At 65.1% G+C, this 17808-nt stretch carries 16 protein-coding genes; 9 read left to right on the forward strand and 7 right to left on the reverse strand.

The genetic code is table 11. The features are described from left to right. Positions 1–249: 249 nt before the first annotated feature. Entirely contained in the window at positions 250–1173 is a 924-nt protein-coding gene (locus ACN9MB_RS04270) for a glycosyltransferase family 2 protein (RefSeq protein ID WP_426270898.1), read from the forward strand. Positions 1174–1221: 48 nt separating this feature from the next. On the opposite strand, the gene ACN9MB_RS04275 is transcribed toward ACN9MB_RS04270, so the two are convergent. Then, positions 1222–2826 carry a 4Fe-4S dicluster domain-containing protein gene (locus tag ACN9MB_RS04275; protein WP_426270899.1) on the reverse strand — a complete coding sequence of 535 codons (1605 nt, stop codon included), beginning with the start codon at positions 2824–2826 and terminating at the stop codon, positions 1222–1224. A gap of 160 nt (positions 2827–2986) precedes the next feature. Between ACN9MB_RS04275 and ACN9MB_RS04280 the strand changes: the two genes are divergently transcribed. Both ACN9MB_RS04280 and ACN9MB_RS04285 read left to right on the forward strand, forming a co-directional pair. Further along, positions 2987–4381, forward strand: coding sequence for an amidase (locus ACN9MB_RS04280; protein ID WP_204636112.1), 1395 nt, complete (start codon positions 2987–2989; stop codon positions 4379–4381). 13 nt (positions 4382–4394) lie between these two features. Then, positions 4395–5027, forward strand: coding sequence for an alpha-ketoglutarate-dependent dioxygenase AlkB (locus ACN9MB_RS04285; protein WP_338030990.1), 633 nt, complete (start codon positions 4395–4397; stop codon positions 5025–5027). A gap of 12 nt (positions 5028–5039) precedes the next feature. Here the strand turns inward: ACN9MB_RS04285 and ACN9MB_RS04290 are convergent, their stop codons facing one another. The 4 genes from ACN9MB_RS04290 to ACN9MB_RS04305 all read right to left on the reverse strand — a co-directional run bounded on the left by ACN9MB_RS04290 (position 5040) and on the right by ACN9MB_RS04305 (position 8810). Next, positions 5040–5663: an ABC-type transport auxiliary lipoprotein family protein gene (locus ACN9MB_RS04290; protein WP_204636113.1), complete on the reverse strand. Its 624-nt coding sequence runs from the start codon at positions 5661–5663 to the stop codon at positions 5040–5042. Further along, positions 5660–6598 (reverse strand): MlaD family protein, encoded by a 939-nt coding sequence (locus tag ACN9MB_RS04295; RefSeq protein ID WP_426270900.1) that lies wholly within the window; start codon positions 6596–6598, stop codon positions 5660–5662. Before ACN9MB_RS04295 ends, ACN9MB_RS04290 begins: the two co-directional genes overlap by 4 nt. A 257-nt stretch (positions 6599–6855) precedes the next feature. After that, complete coding sequence (locus ACN9MB_RS04300; protein ID WP_426270901.1) at positions 6856–7680, reverse strand: ABC transporter ATP-binding protein; 825 nt, start codon at positions 7678–7680, stop codon at positions 6856–6858. Continuing rightward, the gene (locus ACN9MB_RS04305) at positions 7677–8810 is read right to left on the reverse strand and encodes an MlaE family lipid ABC transporter permease subunit (protein WP_426270902.1); all 1134 of its coding nucleotides are present in this window, start codon (positions 8808–8810) and stop codon (positions 7677–7679) included. The genes ACN9MB_RS04300 and ACN9MB_RS04305 overlap by 4 nt, the downstream gene beginning before the upstream one ends. Before the next feature lie 203 nt (positions 8811–9013). Between ACN9MB_RS04305 and cysD the strand changes: the two genes are divergently transcribed. From cysD to gcvH, 4 genes are all read left to right on the forward strand, one after another. Beyond that, a complete protein-coding gene (cysD, locus tag ACN9MB_RS04310; protein WP_204636115.1) occupies positions 9014–9916 on the forward strand; it encodes a sulfate adenylyltransferase subunit CysD in 903 nt (300 codons plus the stop codon). Next, a complete protein-coding gene (gene cysN / locus ACN9MB_RS04315; RefSeq protein WP_426270903.1) occupies positions 9916–11799 on the forward strand; it encodes a sulfate adenylyltransferase subunit CysN in 1884 nt (627 codons plus the stop codon). The genes cysD and cysN overlap by 1 nt, the downstream gene beginning before the upstream one ends. Positions 11800–12096: 297 nt before the next feature. Further along, positions 12097–13197 (forward strand): glycine cleavage system aminomethyltransferase GcvT, encoded by a 1101-nt coding sequence (gene gcvT / locus ACN9MB_RS04320; RefSeq protein ID WP_204636117.1) that lies wholly within the window; start codon positions 12097–12099, stop codon positions 13195–13197. Positions 13198–13301: 104 nt separating this feature from the next. Then, positions 13302–13697 carry a glycine cleavage system protein GcvH gene (gene gcvH / locus ACN9MB_RS04325; RefSeq protein WP_204636118.1) on the forward strand — a complete coding sequence of 132 codons (396 nt, stop codon included), beginning with the start codon at positions 13302–13304 and terminating at the stop codon, positions 13695–13697. An 18-nt stretch (positions 13698–13715) separates the two neighbouring features. On the opposite strand, the gene ACN9MB_RS04330 is transcribed toward gcvH, so the two are convergent. Further along, positions 13716–13847: a hypothetical protein gene (locus ACN9MB_RS04330; protein WP_426270904.1), complete on the reverse strand. Its 132-nt coding sequence runs from the start codon at positions 13845–13847 to the stop codon at positions 13716–13718. 475 nt (positions 13848–14322) lie between these two features. On the opposite strand from ACN9MB_RS04330, the gene metJ reads away from it, so the two are divergent. Continuing rightward, positions 14323–14889, forward strand: a complete 567-nt coding sequence (gene metJ, locus ACN9MB_RS04335; RefSeq protein WP_204636119.1) for a met regulon transcriptional regulator MetJ — start codon at positions 14323–14325, stop codon at positions 14887–14889. Between the two features lie 345 nt (positions 14890–15234). Further along, complete coding sequence (locus tag ACN9MB_RS04340) at positions 15235–16272, forward strand: energy transducer TonB (protein WP_426270905.1); 1038 nt, start codon at positions 15235–15237, stop codon at positions 16270–16272. A gap of 100 nt (positions 16273–16372) precedes the next feature. Here ACN9MB_RS04340 and ACN9MB_RS04345 read toward each other — a convergent pair whose 3' ends face one another. Beyond that, positions 16373–17668: a serine hydrolase domain-containing protein gene (locus tag ACN9MB_RS04345; RefSeq protein ID WP_204636121.1), complete on the reverse strand. Its 1296-nt coding sequence runs from the start codon at positions 17666–17668 to the stop codon at positions 16373–16375. Positions 17669–17808: the final 140 nt, after the last annotated feature.

Genomic DNA, 17808 nt, shown 5'->3' on the forward strand with positions numbered 1-17808 from the left:
GCGCAGAGGGTAGTCTCGTCATGTGAGAGTGATGGCACGGCACGCGTTTTCGAGTGCGCCGAGGTTGACTACAATGGATGGCAGTCCCATTCGGTTTCAAGCCGGTTTGCCCAGGCCGGTTCCCGTTTGGCCGCGCTGTTCAAGCGGGTGCCCGGGGTCGGGTGAGGCCACTTTTCCGGGAGCAAGGCATGGCGACGCTCGTCGATTTGAAACAGAAAAGGCGACCGATGTTGGGAAGTTTGCTACGCCATGGCTGATTGCAGCGTCCAGGAAGTCTGCGCGGTGGCCGTGACTTATCACCCGGATACCACGGCATTACGCGAGTTGCTCGCGGCTGTCGCGAGCCAGGTGGGCATGGTCTTGATTGTCGACAACACCGATGACGAAACCACCACATTTCCCGATGTATCGCCGTGGGCGGAGCGCGTACAGGTGCAACGGTTGAGCCAAAACCTTGGCCTGGGTGCGGCGCAAAACATAGGCATCGAATGGGCTTATGCGCACGGTTACCGCCATGTGCTGTTGCTCGACCAGGATAGCGTGCCGTCTGACGGCATGGTGTCCGCATTGCTGGATGCTTCAGAGCGTCTGCGCAAGGATGGCAAGGTCGCGGCTGTCGGGCCGGTATTTCACGATCTGCGCGAGCATGCCGTTGCTCCCTTTGTGCTGATACGGCCCCTTGTCAATCGCAAGCTTTGGTGCGAGCGCGAAGAGCAGGTGATTGCCTGTGATTTTCTGATCAGCTCTGGGTCGCTGATTGCCCTGGATGTGATCGAGGCAATTGGCGGCATGGATGCCGGATTGTTCATTGACAATGTCGATCTTGAATGGAGTTTCCGCGCGCGGGCGAAGGGGTACGCGTTATACGGCGTTTGCGCGGCGAGCATGCATCATCGGCTTGGCGACGCACGCCGCGCGTTGCCGTTCGGGCTTGGCCAAGTGGTGGTGCATGGGCCTGTGAGACTCTATTTCATGATGCGAAACCGCATCCGCCTATACAGGATGCCCCACGTTCCCATGGCCTGGGTGACGCAGGACATCCCACGCGTTTTTTTTAAGCTGATGCTGTTCGGACTACTGTTTGGCCCGCGGTTGCGAAACCTTCGCAACATGTTCCGTGGTATTGGCGACGGGCTTAGAGGGCGCGAGGGTCCTTACCCTCTTGATGGCTGATGCGACGGGCCCGTTCTTTGTGGAACGAACCACGCTAGGGCTTGAGATTTAGAGATTCTGGTAATTCGGACCCGAGCCACCTTCCGGTGTGACCCAGTTGATGATCTGGTAAGGATCCTTGATGTCGCAGGTCTTGCAGTGCACGCAGTTGGCGGCGTTGATCTGCAGGCGCCTGCCCGCGCCGTCGTCGACGATCTCATAGACGCCCGCGGGGCAGAAACGCGTACACGGGTTGCCGTATTCCACCGCGCATTGGGTGACGCACACGTTGGTGTCGGCGACGTGCAGGTGGATCGGCTGGTCTTCGTCGTGTTCGGTGGCGGCGAAGTAGACGCCGGCGAGGCGGTCGCGCGGCGGCAGCTCGCGCGGCTGTACGTAGTCGCGCTTGGGTTCTTCGCATTCGCCCAGCTTGTGCAGCGAGGACCAGTCGGCCTTGTTCTTCAGCGTCCACGGCGAGGCGCCGCGCAGCACGGTTTCCCACGCCGCGTTCAACATGCCGAACCACAGGCCCTTCTTGAACGCGGGCTTGATGTTGCGGACCGACTTCAGCTCGGCCATCACGTCCGAACCGCGCAGCTTGGCGTCGAAGCCGGCCGGGTTCAGTTCGTTGGCGACGAGGTGCTCGGCGGCGAGCATGCCGCTCTTGATCGCCTGGTGCGTGCCCTTGATCTTGGGCACGTTGAGCAGGCCGGCGGTATCGCCGATCAGCAGCGCGCCCGGCATCTCGACCTTCGGCAGCGATTGGTAGCCGCCGGTGACAATGGCGCGCGCGCCGGCGGAAAGAATGTTGCCGCCTTCGAGCAGCGACTTCACCGACGGATGGTTCTTCCACTGCTGGAACGCTTCCCACGGCTGGTAGTTGGGATCGCTGTAATCGAGGCCGCTGACGTAGCCCAGCGCGATGCGGTCCTTGTCCAGGTGATAGAGGAAGCTGCCGCCGTAGGTGTGCTTGTCGGCCGGCCAGCCGAAGCTGTGCACTATCTTGCCCGGCTGCACGCGGCCGGCGGGCACCTGCCACAGTTCCTTGATGCCGATGGAATAGCCCTGCGGATCGCTGTCCTTGTCCAGCGCAAAGCGCTTGATCAGCTGCTTGGTAAGGCTGCCACGCGCGCCCTCGGCGAGCACGGTGACCTTGGCCTTGATGTCGATGCCCTGGGTATAGCCGGCCTTGTGCGAACCGTCCTTTGCCACGCCCATGTCGCCGATGCGCACGCCGGCCACGGAGCCGTCGTCGTTGTGCACGGTGTCGGCGGCGGCGAAGCCCGGGAACACATCCACGCCCAGCGCTTCGGCCTGCGGCGCCAGCCAGGCGCACATGGCGCCCAGCGAGACGATGAAGTTGTCATGGTTGTTCATGCCCGGCGGTACCGGCAGCTTGCGGCCACCCTCTTTGCTGAGCAGCCAGAATTCGTCGTCGGTGGCCGGCACGCAGATGGGCGGCGGATTGTCGCGCCAACCCGGCAGCAGCGCATCCAGCGGTTGCGGTTCGATCACGGCACCCGAGAGGATTTGCGCACCGATGGTGGACGCCTTCTCGATCACGCAAACGCTCGTTTCCGGCTTCAATTGCTTGAGGCGGATGGCGAACGCAAGCCCGGCGGGGCCTGCGCCAACGACGACGACGTCGTATTCCATGATTTCGCGGTCGCTCACGGCGGACTCCAGCTGATCTTGTGCGGCACGTTAACCGTTTCCTGACGTATGGAACGGCCAAACTGGCATTGTCCGGGTTCGGGCCACCGGGGGCAAATCCTTGCAAACCCTTCATCAGCGGTAGCGATAATCCCCCCAAAAGCGACACAGGGAAGAGAGCATGAATGTGCAACCACCGATCAGTGAACTCGATCTGCGACGAGCCACCATGTGCCAGCTGCTGCATTGGCTGGCAGTGGAACGCGTGCAGCCACAGGCGCTGGCCGAGACCTACCTGGAAGCCATCGAGCGCCTCAATCCGCAGCTCAATGCCTATCTGGGCCTCAGTTCGACGATGCTGCAGGAGCAGGCCCTGGCGGCCCAGCACCGGCGTCGCGACGGCGTCATCGGGCGGCTCGACGGCATTCCCATCGCGCTGAAGGACAACTTCGATGTGGCCGGCTGGCCCACCAGCGCGGGACTGGCGGGGCGGCAGAAGCCGGTGAGCGACGATGCCCACGTGGTGTCGCGCCTGCGCGCCTCCGGCGCCGTCCTGATCGGCAAGACCAATATGGACGAGGGCGCGCTGGGCGCGGTCACCGACAACCCGCATTTCGGTGCAACGCACAATCCGCATCGCCATGGCTACACCGCGGGTGGGTCCTCGGGCGGCGCGGCAGCGGCGGTGGCGGCGGGCCTAGCCGTGGCCGCGGTGGGTTCGGACAGCCTCGGCTCCATCCGCATTCCCGCCAGTTATTGCGGCGTCTATGCGCTCAAGCCCACGCATGGCGAGATTTCCGCGCGAGGCATGGTGCCGGCGGCGCGTCGCCTGGATACGGTGGGCCTGATCGCGCGCAGCGCGGACGATCTCACCGTGCTGCTGCAGGTGCTGGCGGGCTATGACGCCGATGATGCGCGTTCGCGCCGCCGACGCGTGGCCTTGTCGCCGCCGGACTGGGAACCGGGCCGCCTGCGCGCGGGATTCCTGCCCGACCTGCGCGCCGTTGGCGTGCATCAGGATGTGGTGGACGTGTTCGAAGCGGCGCTGGCGAAGTGGCCGCGCGAACTGGGCGAGCGCCGCACGGTGGATTTCGCCGACTGGGATTTTGCCCGCACGCGTCGGGCCGGCCTGCTGTTGATGGAGGCGGAGATGCTGGGCACCTTTGCCTCCGATCTGGCCACGGACGACCACGTGTCGGAGCATTTCCGTCGACTGCTGGGCTACGCCGCCGGCAAGAGTGCCGCCGACTACGCCGCCGCCGACCGCGTGCTCGATGCCGCCACCTTGAAGATGCGCCGGCTGTTCGCGCAGATCGACGTGCTGGTGCTGCCCACCACGCCGCAGGGCGCCTTCCCGCTCGACGCGGCGGTGCCCGATTCGCAGGCCGATCTCACCAGCTTCGCCAGTCTGGCCGGTTGTCCGGCGGTGAACATTCCGATGGGTTACCTGCCCGACGGCATGCCGATCGGCCTGCAGCTGGTGGGCGCGCGTGGCTCGGATCTGCGCCTGCTGGAACTGGCCTCGGTGTGCGCGGCCACGCTCGACGTCGAACCTGCCTATCCGGCGATTCGCTGAGGCGGGCAGGATCGTGCGGGGACTGTTCGATCAGGCAACGACCGGCGGCTGGCAGCCGCTGCCGTTGCCGGGCGCTGAGCTTTCGCTGTGGCCGCAGTGGCTGGGCAACGACGAGGCGGACGCGCTGCTGGCCGAACTGCGCGCGACCATTCCATGGGAAGTGCACCGCATCCGCATCTTCGGGCGGGAAGTGGATTCGCCGCGCCTGAGTTGCTGGATCGGCGACGAAGATGCCACCTACGTCTACTCGCACACGCGTTTCGAACCGCGTCCGTGGACGCCGACGCTGGCTGCCTTGCGTGAGCGCGTGGCGAAGGCGTGCGATGCGCGGTTCAACAGCGTGCTGGCCAATCTCTATCGGGATGGCCGCGATTCGATGGGTTGGCACAGCGACAACGAGCCGGAGCTGGGGCGGCAACCCGTGATCGCCTCGCTGAGCCTGGGGGCCGCAAGGCGCTTCCGCCTCAAGCCGCGCGGCGAAGCCGCTCGCGGGGATGTGCAGGTGATCGAACTGGGCCACGGCAGCCTGTTGCGCATGGCGGGGGACACCCAACACCGATACGTGCACGATCTACCGAAGACAAGCGCGGCCGTGGGGCCGCGGCTCAATCTCACGTTTCGCTGGCTGGACGCATCGCGGCGATGAGTCGCGTTGCGCTCAGTTCGTATGCACCTCGCGGCCGCCGAGCGGCTGCTGCAGCGTCCAGCTGACCAGCTGCGAGGCGAGCGCATCGGAGGCCTGGCCAAACGCGGCAACCACCTGCGGCACGCTGGTTCCACCGACCGGCTGGGTGATGTCGAAGCGATGGCTGGCGACGATGCTCAGCCCGTTGTTCTTCACCAGTCGCGCATCGAAACGGATCACCACCACCGGCTGTCCGTTCTGATAGACCGACTGGAACGAGCGCAGGTCGCCGGAGAGCGAATAATCGGCCTGCAGGCTGGTCTCGTCGCTGCTCAGGCCGGCGATGCGGCCGTTGTCGCGGAACGCGTCCACGATGCGGTTGCGCAGCAGGGTGGTGGCCGTGTCGCTCCAGCGTGCGCCCTGGTAGACGCTCACTACGTCACCCTGCGGCAGCACCGCGATGCGCGAGCTGTCGATCATTCGCTCGGCGTTGGGCGTGTCCACGCGCAACGACCAATTCACCGCGGGCGTGCTGTCGCGCGGCAGCGGCGTGGCTGGCAGGCGGTAGATATCCGGCGATTCCGCCTTGGGCAGGATGGAACAGGCGCCGAGCAGCGCGATGGCTGCACAGGCACACAGGCGAAAGCGCACGCTCATGGCACGAACTCCTTGCTGCGGTCGCGGCCGAGCAGGAAGCCCGCCGGGTTGTCGTCGAGGCGGCGCGACACGCCGCGCAGCGAACCGGCGGCGTCGCGCAACTCGCGCACGGCCGGTCCCAATTCGCTGAAGCCCTGCAGGCCGCCGTTGATGGCGGCGCGGTTGTCGCTGAGCAGGCGATCGATGTCGGCGGCGGAGTGGTCCAGCGAGGCCATCGCGCTGCGCGCGCTTTCCAGCGTGGCACGTGCCTGGTTGTCGATCAGACCGTTCGCATTGCGCACCAGCTGGTCGGTCTGCGCCAGGGTTTCGTTGGCCTGCTTGCTCGCCTGCGCCAGCTGCTGCAGCAACTGATGAATATCCTCGCGCTGGTCGGCAATCGTGCCGGTGACCTGATCCAGATGCTCCAGTGTGCGGCTGATCCGATCGGTGTTCTGCGGCGACAGCAGCATGTTCGCCCGCGCCACCACTTCGTTGATGTTGGTCACCAGATCCTCGCCGTTGGCGAGGATGCGGCTGAGTGGCGAAGGGTCGGCCACGATCACCGGCAGCTGGCCGTCCTTCGACACCAGGGGCGGGCTGCCCGGCGAACCGCCGCTGAGCTGAATCACGGAAAGCCCGGTCACGCCGGTCATGGTGAGCTTGGCGTGGGTGTCCTGCTTCACCGGCACGTCGCCGCCCAGGCGGATGCGCGCCAGCACTTTGCGCGGATCCTGCGGATCGAGCCTGAGCTGGATGACATCACCCACCTTGATGCCGTTGTACTGCACGGCGCTGCCCTGCGAGAGGCCGTTCACCGCCTCGTTGAAGACCACGCGGTATTCGGTGAACTGCCGGTCCGAGCTGGACTTGGCCAGCCATAGCGCGAACAGCAGCGCGGCAGCGACCACGATCACCGTGAACATGCCTATGAGTACGTGATGGGCACGCGTTTCCATATCACTTCACCTCTAAGAGCGTGTTCAATGTCTCCCCGTGGCCCGCGCCGGGAGCTGTTTGCGCGCAGGACAAGGAAGAACGAAGGAGTGTATGTCGATACACGACTGAGTGATGACGCCGGCCTGTGGGCAAACAGACCCGGCCCGAAGGGTTGCTCACCCCAAGCGCCCAGCGAGCGGCTCGCGGCTTGACCTGACGGCCAGTCAGGCGCTGCGCCACGATCCGCTCGCTGGGCGCTTGGGGTGAGCAACGCGGGCTACGGGGAGGCATTGAACACGCTCTTTGCGTCGCGTTCGTGCGCCTCTTCGGCGGCGCGGCCACGCGGGCCGTGGAAATAGGCTTGCACCCATGGGTCGGGATACTCGGCCACCTGGTCCAGGGGACCCAACACCAGCACCTTCTTTTGCGACAGCACGGCCACGCGGTCGCAGATGGTGTAGAGCGTGTCCAGGTCGTGTGTGACCAGGAATACGGTGAGGCCGAGCGCATCGCGCAGGGTCAGGATCAACTGATCGAACGCCGCGGCACTGATCGGGTCCAGGCCCGCGGTGGGTTCGTCGAGGAACAGGATTTCCGGATCGAGCGCCAGCGCACGCGCCAGCGCGGCGCGCTTGACCATGCCGCCGGAAAGCTCGGCAGGCGTCTTGGTTTCCGTACCCGCCGGCAGCCCGGCCAGCGCCAGTTTTACCGAGCCCAGCTGTTGCGCATCGGGACGCGAGAGGCCGGCGTGTTCGATCAGCGGCATCGCCACGTTTTCCACCACGTTGAGCGAGGAAAACAGCGCGCCGTTCTGGAACAGCACGCCGAAGCGCCGCTCCAGCAGGGAGCGCTGATCGGGCGAAAGGCTGAGCAAGTCCTTGCCGAACACATGCACCTGTCCCGAGGTCGGACGCTGCAGTCCCACGATGCTGCGCAGGAGCACCGATTTGCCGGTGCCCGAGCCGCCAACCACGCCGAGGATCTCGCCGCGCCGCACATCCAGGTCCAGGTGTTCGTGCACCGTCTGCGTGCCGAAACGGTTCACCAGGTTGCGAACCTCGATCACGTTCTCGGCGGTTTGCGGTTTCGCCACGGCGTTCACCAGCCCATCTCCATATAGAAGAGTGCGGCCAGCGCATCGATCAGGATCACCACGAAGATCGACTGCACCACGCTGGACGTCGTGTGCTCACCGACCGACTCGGCGCTGCCGCTCACCTTGAAGCCCTCGAGGCAGCCGATCACCGCGATCAGGAACGCGAACACCGGCGCCTTGGCGATGCCCACGAGAAAGTGGCGCACGCCGATATCCGACTTGACCAGGTTGATGAACATCACCGGCGGAATATCCAGCACCGCGGCGCAGACCAGGCCACCGCCGATCAGGCCGGCGATCATTGCCAGGAAGGTGAGCATGGGCAGCGAGGCGAGCATGGCCAGCACGCGCGGCAGCACCAGCAGTTCCATCGGGTCCAGGCCCAGCGCGCGGATCGCGTCGATCTCTTCGTTCGCCTTCATCGAGCCGATCTGGGCGGTGAAAGCGCTGGCGGTGCGACCGGCCATCAGGATGGCGGTGAGCAGCACGGCGAATTCGCGCAGGAAGGAGAACGCCACCAGGTCCACCGTGTAGATGGTGGCGCCGAAGTCCGCCAGCACGGTCGAGCCGAGGAAGGCCACCACGGCGCCCACCATGAAGGTGAGCAGCATCACGATGGGCACCGCATCCAGGCCTGTTTGCTCCACATGCGACACCAGCGAGGTGACGCGCCAGCGGCGCGGGCGCCAGATCGTCTGGGCCAGCGTTTGCAGGGTCAGGCCGATGAAGCCGAGCAGTTGCACCTGCTGACGCCACACGTTTTCCATCGCTGCACCGATGCGGGCGAGCAACTCGGTCACGGTGTTGTGGCGGCGCTTGGGCTTGGGTTCGACGTAGCTCGCCATCGCCTTGCCGACGGTCTGCAACAGCGCGCGTTGAGCGGCGGGCACGGTCGGGTCGTCGGTGGCCAGATCGCCCAGCCGCGCCGCGCCGAGCAGGCCCGACAGCAGTGCGGCGCCCGCGGTATCCAGCGCACCCAGCGCGCTCAGGTCGATCGGGGTGTGTGGGTCGAGGCGGCGCTTGAGCGCGTCGACCGCACGCTCCAGCGTAGCGTAGTGAGCCAGTGTCCAGTCGCCGGCCACACGCAGGCGGGGAGGCGTGGCCGTGGCATCGAGTTGTGCGCTTCCTGTCGCCATCGATGGTCTCATCAAGCACGATCTTAGTGGAGTGTCGCCCATATCAGGTGACGAAACGATGGGTGCGTCATCGGTGGGAGCGCTGAAGCGTTTCTTGGCACCTTGCCAAGGCCGGCGCTGCCGGAACGGCCATTTTCCGCTAGATTGCTCCATCGACCGCGCGCCGAAGGCGCTTTCGGGCCCCGCTACCAGTGACGCAACGCATGCCTTCCATGTCCCACCTGGACACCCTCGAAGCCGAGAGCATCCATATCTTTCGCGAGACCGCGGCCGCTTTCGAGCGGCCCGCAATGCTGTATTCGATCGGCAAGGACTCGTCGGTCCTGCTGCACCTGTTGCGCAAGGCGTTCCATCCCGCCCGGCCGCCGATGCCGCTGTTGCATGTGGACACCACCTGGAAGTTCCGCGAGATGATCGCCTTCCGCGAGCAGGTGGCGGCGGCGGGCGACGTCGAGGTGCGGGTGCATATCAATGAAGACGGCGTGCGCCAGGGCATTTCGCCGCTCACCCACGGCTCGGCGGTGCACACCGATGTGATGAAGACGGTGGCGCTCAAGCAGGCGCTGGACAAGTACGGCTTCGATGCGGCCATCGGCGGTGCTCGTCGAGACGAGGAAAAGTCGCGCGCCAAGGAGCGCGTGTTCTCCTTCCGCAATGCGCAGCATCGCTGGGACCCCAGGCAGCAGCGTCCCGAGCTGTGGCACACCTTCAATACACGCATCCACAAGGGCGAGAGCGTGCGGGTGTTCCCGTTGTCCAACTGGACCGAGATGGACGTGTGGCACTACATCCGCCGCGAAGGCATTCCGGTGGTTCCGCTGTACTTCGCCAAGCCTCGCCCGGTGGTCGAGCGCGACGGGGCGCTGATCATGGTCGATGACGAGCGCTTCACCCTGCGCGAAGGCGAAAAGGTCGAGCTGCGCGAGGTGCGCTTTCGCACCCTGGGTTGCTATCCGCTCACCGGCGCGGTGGAATCCTCGGCCGATACGCTGGACAAGATCATCGAGGAGATGGCGGCCTCGCGCACCTCGGAACGCCAGGGCCGGGTGATCGACAACGACGGCAATGCCTCGATGGAGCGCAAGAAGCAGGAGGGCTATTTCTGATGGCCGCGCTGGACCTCACCTCCACGGTTTCCGCGGACACCCGCCTGCTGCGCTTCATCACCTGCGGCAGCGTCGACGACGGCAAGAGCACCCTGCTGGGCCGCTTGCTCTACGACGCCGGCATGGTGCCGGAAGACCAACTGGCCGCTCTCGCCCGCGACAGCCGCAAGCTGCATGCCGAGGCGCCCGAAGCGCTCGATTTCGCCTTGCTCACCGACGGCTTGGATGCCGAGCGCCAGCAAGGCATCACCATCGACGTGGCCTACCGCTATTTCCACACACCGCGCCGCAGCTTCATCGTGGCCGACTGCCCCGGGCACGAGCAGTACACCCGCAACATGGCCACCGGCGCATCGAACGCGCAGCTGGCGGTGGTGCTGGTGGACGCCCGCAAGGGCCTGCTGCCGCAGACGCGTCGCCACAGCTATATCTGCGCCCTGATGGGGATCCGCCAGGTGGTGGTGGCGGTGAACAAGATGGACCTGGTCGATTGCCGGGAAGACGTCTACGCCGCCATCGCCCATGAATACCGCGAGCTCGCCACCCAGCTCGGCATCACCCGCGTGCATTGCCTGCCGGTGGTGGCACCGGGTGGCGACAACGTGGGCCAGCACTCGATGCGCATGCCCTGGTACCAGGGGCCGACCTTGCTGGAGTTGCTGGAGTCCGCCGACACCGCTGCCACGCAAGGTGAAGACTTCCGCATGCCGGTGCAGTGGGTCAACCGTCCCGATGCCAGCTTCCGCGGTTATGCCGGCACGGTCTGCGGCGGCCGGATCGCGGTGGGCACTGAAATCGTGGTGCAGCCTGCCATGCGGCGCGCACGCGTGGAACGCATCGTTACGGCGGACGGTGACCTGACCGAAGCCGTCGCCGGTCAGGCGGTGACGCTCACGCTGGACCGCGAGATCGATGCCAGCCGCGGCGATGTGATTGCCGACGCGGCTTGCCCCGCACCTGTGGCCGATCAGTTCGCGGCCCATGTTCTATGGATGGGCGACGAGCCGCTGCTGCCCCATCGCGCCTACTGGTTGAAGATCGGCTCGCACACGGTCAATGCGCGCGTCAGCTCGATCAAGCACAAGGTCGATGTGAACACCCAGGCCGAGCTCGCCGCCCGCCGGCTCGACCTCAACGAGGTCGGCTACTGCAACCTCGAGCTCGACCATGCCATCGCCTTCGAGTCGTACGAGGCCAACCGCACACTGGGCGGTTTCATCCTGATCGACCGCACCACCAACGCCACGGTCGGCTGCGGCATGCTGGACTTCGCGCTGCGCCGCGCCTCCAACGTGCACTGGCAGCACACCGACCTGGACAAGGAAGTGCGCAGCGCCAGCAAGGGCCAGCGGGCGCGCTGCCTGTGGTTCACCGGTTTGTCCGGCGCTGGAAAGTCGACCATCGCGAACCTGGTGGAGCGCCGACTGCATTCGCTCGGTTATCACACCTATATGCTGGACGGCGACAACCTGCGCCACGGTCTCAACAAGGACCTGGGCTTCACCGCCGAGGCGCGGGTGGAAAACGTGCGCCGTGTGGCCGAGGTGGCCAACCTGATGGTCGATGCGGGCCTGATCGTGCTGGTCTGCGTCATCTCGCCGTTCCAGAGCGAGCGCCGTTTCGCCCGCGGGTTGTTCGACGAGGGTGAATTCCTCGAGGTGTTCGTCGACACCACGCTGGAGGAGTGCGAGCGCCGCGATCCCAAGGGGTTGTACCGCAAGGCGCGGGCCGGCGAGATCTTCAACTTCACCGGTATCGACTCGCCCTACGAGGCGCCCGAGCAGGCCGAGTTGCATCTGCTCACGGCCGGGTTGCGCGCGGAGCAGCTCGCGGAGCAGGTGGTAGAACAACTGCTTGCGGGCCTGGGGCATACGCCGCGCTGAGACTAGCCGCGCCTCCATGGTCGTCATTCCGGCGCAGGCCGGAATCCAGTAGCCGAGCGCTCGGTTAACGCCTCACGATAGCCTGCGATGGGATCTGCCGTGACGACCCATCGCATCGCTACTGGATTCCGGCCTGCGCCGGAATGACGGATAGGAAAGGTCGCAGCTGGTAGTCGGAGGCGGGCTCACGCTTGTTGCGTCGCAAGATGTTCAGCGATACGCCCCCGCACGGGCTCTTGGCTTGGAATGTATCCACAGCCCCGGCGATAATGGCTCTTTCCCCAGAGCACCCCTGCGATGACCGAGAAGACCGTACTCAACGACACCCATCGTGCGCTCGGCGCGCGCATGGTCGATTTCGGCGGCTGGGACATGCCGATCAACTACGGCTCGCAGATCGAGGAACATCACGTGGTGCGCCGCGATGCCGGCATGTTCGACGTCTCGCACATGACCGTGGTCGATCTTCACGGCGCGCGCACGCGCGAATTCCTGCGTCACCTGCTGGCCAACAGCGTCGACAAGCTGAAGGTGCAGGGCAAGGCGCTGTACTCGTGCATGCTCAACGAACAGGGCGGCGTGATCGACGACCTGATCGTCTACTTCCTCGGCGAGGAATTCTTCCGCCTGGTGGTGAACGCCTCCACCCGCGAGAAGGACCTGCAGTGGATCGAACGGCAGGCCAAGGCCTTCGGGGTGGAGGTCAAGGAACGCCCGGACTTCGCCATGATCGCCGTGCAGGGCCCCAACGCCCGCGCCAAGGTCATCGGCCTGCTGGCCGAGGTGGATCACGAGCGCATGAAGAAGCTCGGCAAGTTCGCTGCGGCGGCGGCGCAGGGTCCGCACGGCATGCCGCTGTTCGTGGCCCGCACCGGCTACACCGGTGAGGACGGCTTCGAAATCATCGTGCCGCAGGAACACGCCGTCGCGCTGTGGCAGGCGCTCGCCGCCGCGGGCGTGGCACCGGCCGGACTGGGCGCGCGCGACACGCTGCGCCTGGAAGCGGGCATGAACCTCTACGGCCAGGACATGGACGAGACCGTGTCGCCGTGGGAAGCGAACCTCGGCTGGACCATCGCGCTGGACGAAGGCCGCGACTTCATCGGCCGCCAGGCGCTCGAGGCGCACAAGGCCGCGGGTGTAAAGCGCGTGATGGTCGGCCTGGTGCTCGACGACAAGGGCGTGCTGCGCCACGGCCAGCCGGTGCTCACCGCCAACGGTACCGGCGAGATCCTGTCCGGCAGTTTCGCGCCGACGCTCAACAAGGCCGTGGCCTTCGCGCGCATCCCGGCCGGCGAGCCGGGCGAGGTGCGCGTGGATATCCGCGGCAAGGAAGTGCCGGTGCGCGTGGTGAAGTATCCGTTCGTGCGCGACGGCCAGCCCTGCGACGGCATCTGAGATCAGGCTTATCCGCAGAACGGGCGCAGCCCGTTTTGCCCATCGGGTGAAGCGGCTAGAATCGGCGCTCCACCCACGACCCACATCAACGACTGGATTCGATCATGAGCGAGATTCCCGGCGATCTGAAATTTCTCAAGTCCCACGAATGGGCCCGCGTCGAAGACGACGGCCTGGTGCGCGTGGGTATCTCCGACCATGCCCAGGGCCAGCTCGGTGACCTGGTGTACGTGGAACTGCCGGAGGTCGGCGCGAGCGTGCAGGCCGGTCACGGCGTGGCCGTGGTCGAGTCGGTCAAGGCCGCTTCGGACATCTACAGCCCGGTCTCCGGCGAGATCGTCGCGGTCAACGAAGGCCTCAACGACAAGCCCGAAACCATCAACGAAGATGCCTTCGGCGACGGCTGGATCTTCTTGGTTCGCGCCAGCGATCGCGGCGAACTCGACGAGCTGCTCGACGCCGACGCCTATGCCGAACTGGTCGAAAACGAAGACCACTAAGCCCTGACGTTCGACGCTTCACCCGATGCCGGCCGCCGCAAGCGGCCGGCTTCTTTTTGCCTCGCGGCCGCTGCGTTTTTCGATCCGCGGAAAGGCGAATCGCCGGGTGATCGACGCCTCGTTTTTCGCGTTGAAGTTCTTGCCGTCCATGCCGATAGATGGCCAAGGCGAGGTTCCGAAAAGCGGGGGGCGAGTCGCGAGTCGACCCGCTTCGATGCCTTTTGACGTGTCCGAAGAGGTCCGAAACGACCTTCCGGCGGGGTCGCCCAAAAAATAAATTCAGTCGCCTTTCGTTCATCCTGGAGGGCAGGTCCGGACCTGCTCCGGCATGTCCTTGATGTGTCTCGACTTGTGAGACGCGAGCGTGCTGCGCACATGTGCGCGGAAAATGCAAAATAGCTTGTTTTAAGCGGTTTTGTCGCTGTCTTGGTAATCAAAACAGCATTGACGTCTGGATGTATGGACGTCCAAAAGAAAATGCCTTCAAACCCCTGTAAGGCCTTGTGTGGCGGGGGTTTGGACCCTCCCGCAGGGGGATGAAATGGATTGATTTCATGGTTAAAATCAATTGACAGCTGAAATCTTCAGGAATAGCTTTCGCATCGGAACACGGAGAACGGGTGCCATGGCAACATCGAAATTCATCAAGCCTTATGTCGATCATGGAGAGAAGGCCGGCGCAGTACGCAAGATCACGGTCTCGATCCCATTGCACATCTTGAGGCCCTTGTCTGACGAACGCACCCGTCGTCAGGTGAACAATTTAAGGCACGCTACCAATAGCGATCTGCTTGTGGAGGCGTTCCTACATGCTTTTACTGGGCAACCACTGCCAACTGATGAGGAGCTGAGACGAACTATGGCCACTGCCAAGAAAGCCACTGCAAAGAAGGCCGCCAAGAAGGCGTCCAAGAAAACCGCCGTGAAGAAGACCGCTGCCAAGAAGCCGGTAGCCCGCAAGCCGGCCGCCAAGAAGGCTGCCAAGAAGGTCGCCCGCAAGGTCGCCAAGAAGGCTGTTGCTAAGAAGCGCCCGGCCGCTGCCAAGAAGGCTGCCGTGAAGAAGGTCGCGACCAAGAAGGTTGCGAAGAAGGCTGTTGCTAAGAAGCGCACCGTGAAGAAGGCTGCCGCTGCCAAGGTCGTCAAGGCGACCAAGGCTGCGAAGGCCCCCAAGGCCGCCAAGGCCAAGAAGTAAGCTTTAAGCTTTACTCTTAATAACAAGCAAGAACGACTTTTCTCCCCGCGGTGCCCAGCGCGGGGAGAGTCCTTCGAAAGAGCGATTCGTCCCGGCCCTTGCCGGGACGCTTCGTTTCTGGAGTAAGAAAATTTCCTAGCGTCGGCGGCCCGAGGTGGCGTGAGTCACGCCGCAAGCCAATACGACGCGATGTGCGGCCTGTCGCCGACACGTCGAACGATTTGCCGTAGTGCTGCATTACGGTTACCTTTCACACATCCGCGCCGCGGTGGCCTGGGGAGGCTGCCGCTCCTGGATTCACAGGGGGAAAAAGCGCGGGTATCTGATGCCACTCGGTGAGAGATCATGGATACCCGATACACACGTCATGCGCGTCGTAACGCGCGTGGGGCCATTCGGCCCGCTGCCATTGCCATCGTTGCTGTTGTTGCCGTGCTCGCCGCAGCGTCATGGTTCCTTATCATCAAGCCGCACCAGGACATGGTCGAAGCCGATGCCGGCGCGCACCCGTCCACGCCGGTGAAAGCCGGCGAGGCGCCGCCTCCGCCGGTCAACGTGGCGGCCATGAGCATGAACCAGCTGCTTGCGGAAGCCCGCAAGGCAGTGAACGAACAGCGTCTGCTGGCACCGGCCGGCAACAACGCGTTCGAGTTCTACCTGAAGGTGCTGGAGAAGCAGCCTGGCAACCCGGTGGCCACCGACGCACTGCGCGAAACCTTCCCGGTGGGCGCCAGCGTGGCCGAGCAGGCGATCAACCAGCGCGACTTCAACGAAGCCCAGCGCCAGATCGATCTGTTGGCGAAGGCCGACCCGGCCAACTACACGCTGACCATCCTGCGTTCCAAGCTCGATGCCCAGCGCAAGCTGCAGGATCGCGAGCAGCAGCTGGCCTCCGACAAGGAGAAGCAGCAGCAGTTGGCGGCGCAGAAGGCGGTGACCGACAAGGCGGAAGCCGATCGCCTCGCAGCCGAAGCGCAGCAGAAGGCGGTGGCCGACCAGCGTGCGGCCCAGGCCCGCGCAGCGCAGCAGCAACAGGCGGAAGCCGCGCGCACGCAGCAGGCGCCGACCTCCACGGCGGGTGCCGGCAACACGGCTGCGGCCAGCGCGGGTGGTACGCACCCGGCGGTGCTGTTGCGCAACGTGCCGCCGCGCTATCCGACCACAGCCGTCCGTGCCAATCAGGAAGGCTGGGTGGAAGTGACGTTCACCGTCACGCCCGAAGGCACCGTGGACGACGTGAAGGTGGTCGATGCCGAGCCGCGCCACGTGTTCGATCGCGCGGCGACCGAAGCGGTGAGTCGCTGGAAGTTCCAGCCGGCCACGCAGGACGGCAACCCGGTGCCGTCGCAGGACAAGCGTCGCATCGTGTTCAAGCTCAACTGAGCAAGGGCTCGCCGCGCTCGCGGCGAGCCTGCCGCAAAAGAAAAGGCGCCGCAGGGAAACCTGTGGCGCCTTTTTTTGCGCCGTGGGATGAGCGTGCTGCCTAGCCCTTGCTGCCGCGCGTCGCCGCCGTCTTGCTCTTCTTGCGCGGCTTGCCCTTGATCGTGTTGGCGGGCGGCGCGTCGCTCTCGACGCCGGCCCAGTCGACGTGCGGCAGGCCGAGCAGGCTGTCGAACACCATCGGCAGCAGGCCGGCGGGCAGCGGATCGGCGGAGTTCCACATCATCACCAGGCCCACGTGCTGCCTGGGCAGGAAACCGATCATCGTGCGATAGCCTTCGACGGCGCCGGCGTGGAAGATCATCGTTTCGCCCTGGTAGTCGAACACGCGCCAGCCCAGCGCGTAGGAGGCATCCTCCAGGCGCGCACGGCGCCATGGCGACCCGCGCAGTTCGATCGGCGTGGATACCTCGGGCGTATGCAGCGTGTTGAGCAGCGCGGGCGGCAGCACGTCAGGGCGCCCGCCCATCTGCGCGATCAGCCATTGCTCCATGTCCTTGAGGCTCGCGTTGACGCCTGCCGCCGGAGCGACGCGGTAGTAGGCGTCCTTCGGTTCGAACGGGATCCAGCCGTTGCTGCTCGGCCGATGCGGACGCGCCCAGCTCTTGCTCGCTTCCAGTCCTTCGCGCCCGTAGCTGGCGGTCTTCATGCCCAGCGGGAAGAAGATGTTCTTGTCGACCTGGCGGGTGAAGAAGTCGCCGGTCTGCGCATAGACCACATCGCCGATCAGGCTGAAGGCGATGTTCTGGTAGCCGTAGCATTGACCGACGTCGCAGGTCAGAGAGACCTCGTCGAGCCGGCGCACCAGCTCTTCGTAGGGCACGTTGTCTTCGAGCATGCTGTCGTAGGTGTTCTTGGGCAGGCCCAGGCGCTGGCCGAGGATGTCGCGCACCGTCGCCTGCTGCGCCGCGCTGTCGCTCTTGAGTTTGAAGAACGGCAGCACGGCTGCCAGCTTGGTGTCCCAGGAAAGCTTGCCGTCGTCCACCAGCACGCCGGTGAGCGCGGTGGCGAACGCTTTGGACAGCGAGGCCAGGCGGAACACCGTCTCGGGCGTCACCGGCTCGCGCGTGGCGGCGTCGGCGTAACCGATGGTGTCCTCGAACACGACCTTGTTGTCCGACACCACGGCCGTGGCCAGGCCAGCCACGACGTTGCGTTGGTCGACGCGCTCCAGCCATTGCTGGTAGGAGGTCAGGGTGTCCTTCATGCGATCGGCGGGAACGCCCTGGGAGGGCGGCAGCGTGCCGTCGCTTGCCGGCGTCGCGGCGTGCGCAGCGGGCAGTGCGCTGGCCCATCCCAGCGTGGCGGCGATGAGCAGTGGAAGCGTGCGAAGCGTCATGCGATTCGAAGATGCGGGGCGTCGATGACGCCGTATCGAAGACAGCTCGGGATAGAGCTGGGCCTAATGTCGCGAGCCTGTTCCATCCATGACGGCTGCCGGAGATTACCGCAGCAAGACGCGAAAATCCCCTTTCCGTA

The organism is Dyella kyungheensis, from assembly GCF_049913195.1.
Taxonomy (GTDB): Bacteria; Pseudomonadota; Gammaproteobacteria; order Xanthomonadales; family Rhodanobacteraceae; genus Dyella; species Dyella kyungheensis.

Coding starts and splice junctions, on each gene's coding strand:
- gcvT (WP_204636117.1), top strand. CDS start 12,097: ATGACCGAGAAGACCGTACTCAACGACACCCATCGTGCGCTCGGCGCG.
- ACN9MB_RS04295 (WP_426270900.1), bottom strand. CDS start 6,598: ATGGAAACGCGTGCCCATCACGTACTCATAGGCATGTTCACGGTGATC.
- ACN9MB_RS04280 (WP_204636112.1), top strand. CDS start 2,987: ATGAATGTGCAACCACCGATCAGTGAACTCGATCTGCGACGAGCCACC.
- cysN (WP_426270903.1), top strand. CDS start 9,916: ATGGCCGCGCTGGACCTCACCTCCACGGTTTCCGCGGACACCCGCCTG.
- gcvH (WP_204636118.1), top strand. CDS start 13,302: ATGAGCGAGATTCCCGGCGATCTGAAATTTCTCAAGTCCCACGAATGG.
- ACN9MB_RS04305 (WP_426270902.1), bottom strand. CDS start 8,810: ATGGCGACAGGAAGCGCACAACTCGATGCCACGGCCACGCCTCCCCGC.
- cysD (WP_204636115.1), top strand. CDS start 9,014: ATGCCTTCCATGTCCCACCTGGACACCCTCGAAGCCGAGAGCATCCAT.
- ACN9MB_RS04330 (WP_426270904.1), bottom strand. CDS start 13,847: ATGGACGGCAAGAACTTCAACGCGAAAAACGAGGCGTCGATCACCCGG.
- ACN9MB_RS04345 (WP_204636121.1), bottom strand. CDS start 17,668: ATGACGCTTCGCACGCTTCCACTGCTCATCGCCGCCACGCTGGGATGG.
- ACN9MB_RS04340 (WP_426270905.1), top strand. CDS start 15,235: ATGGATACCCGATACACACGTCATGCGCGTCGTAACGCGCGTGGGGCC.
- metJ (WP_204636119.1), top strand. CDS start 14,323: ATGGCAACATCGAAATTCATCAAGCCTTATGTCGATCATGGAGAGAAG.
- ACN9MB_RS04290 (WP_204636113.1), bottom strand. CDS start 5,663: ATGAGCGTGCGCTTTCGCCTGTGTGCCTGTGCAGCCATCGCGCTGCTC.
- ACN9MB_RS04270 (WP_426270898.1), top strand. CDS start 250: ATGGCTGATTGCAGCGTCCAGGAAGTCTGCGCGGTGGCCGTGACTTAT.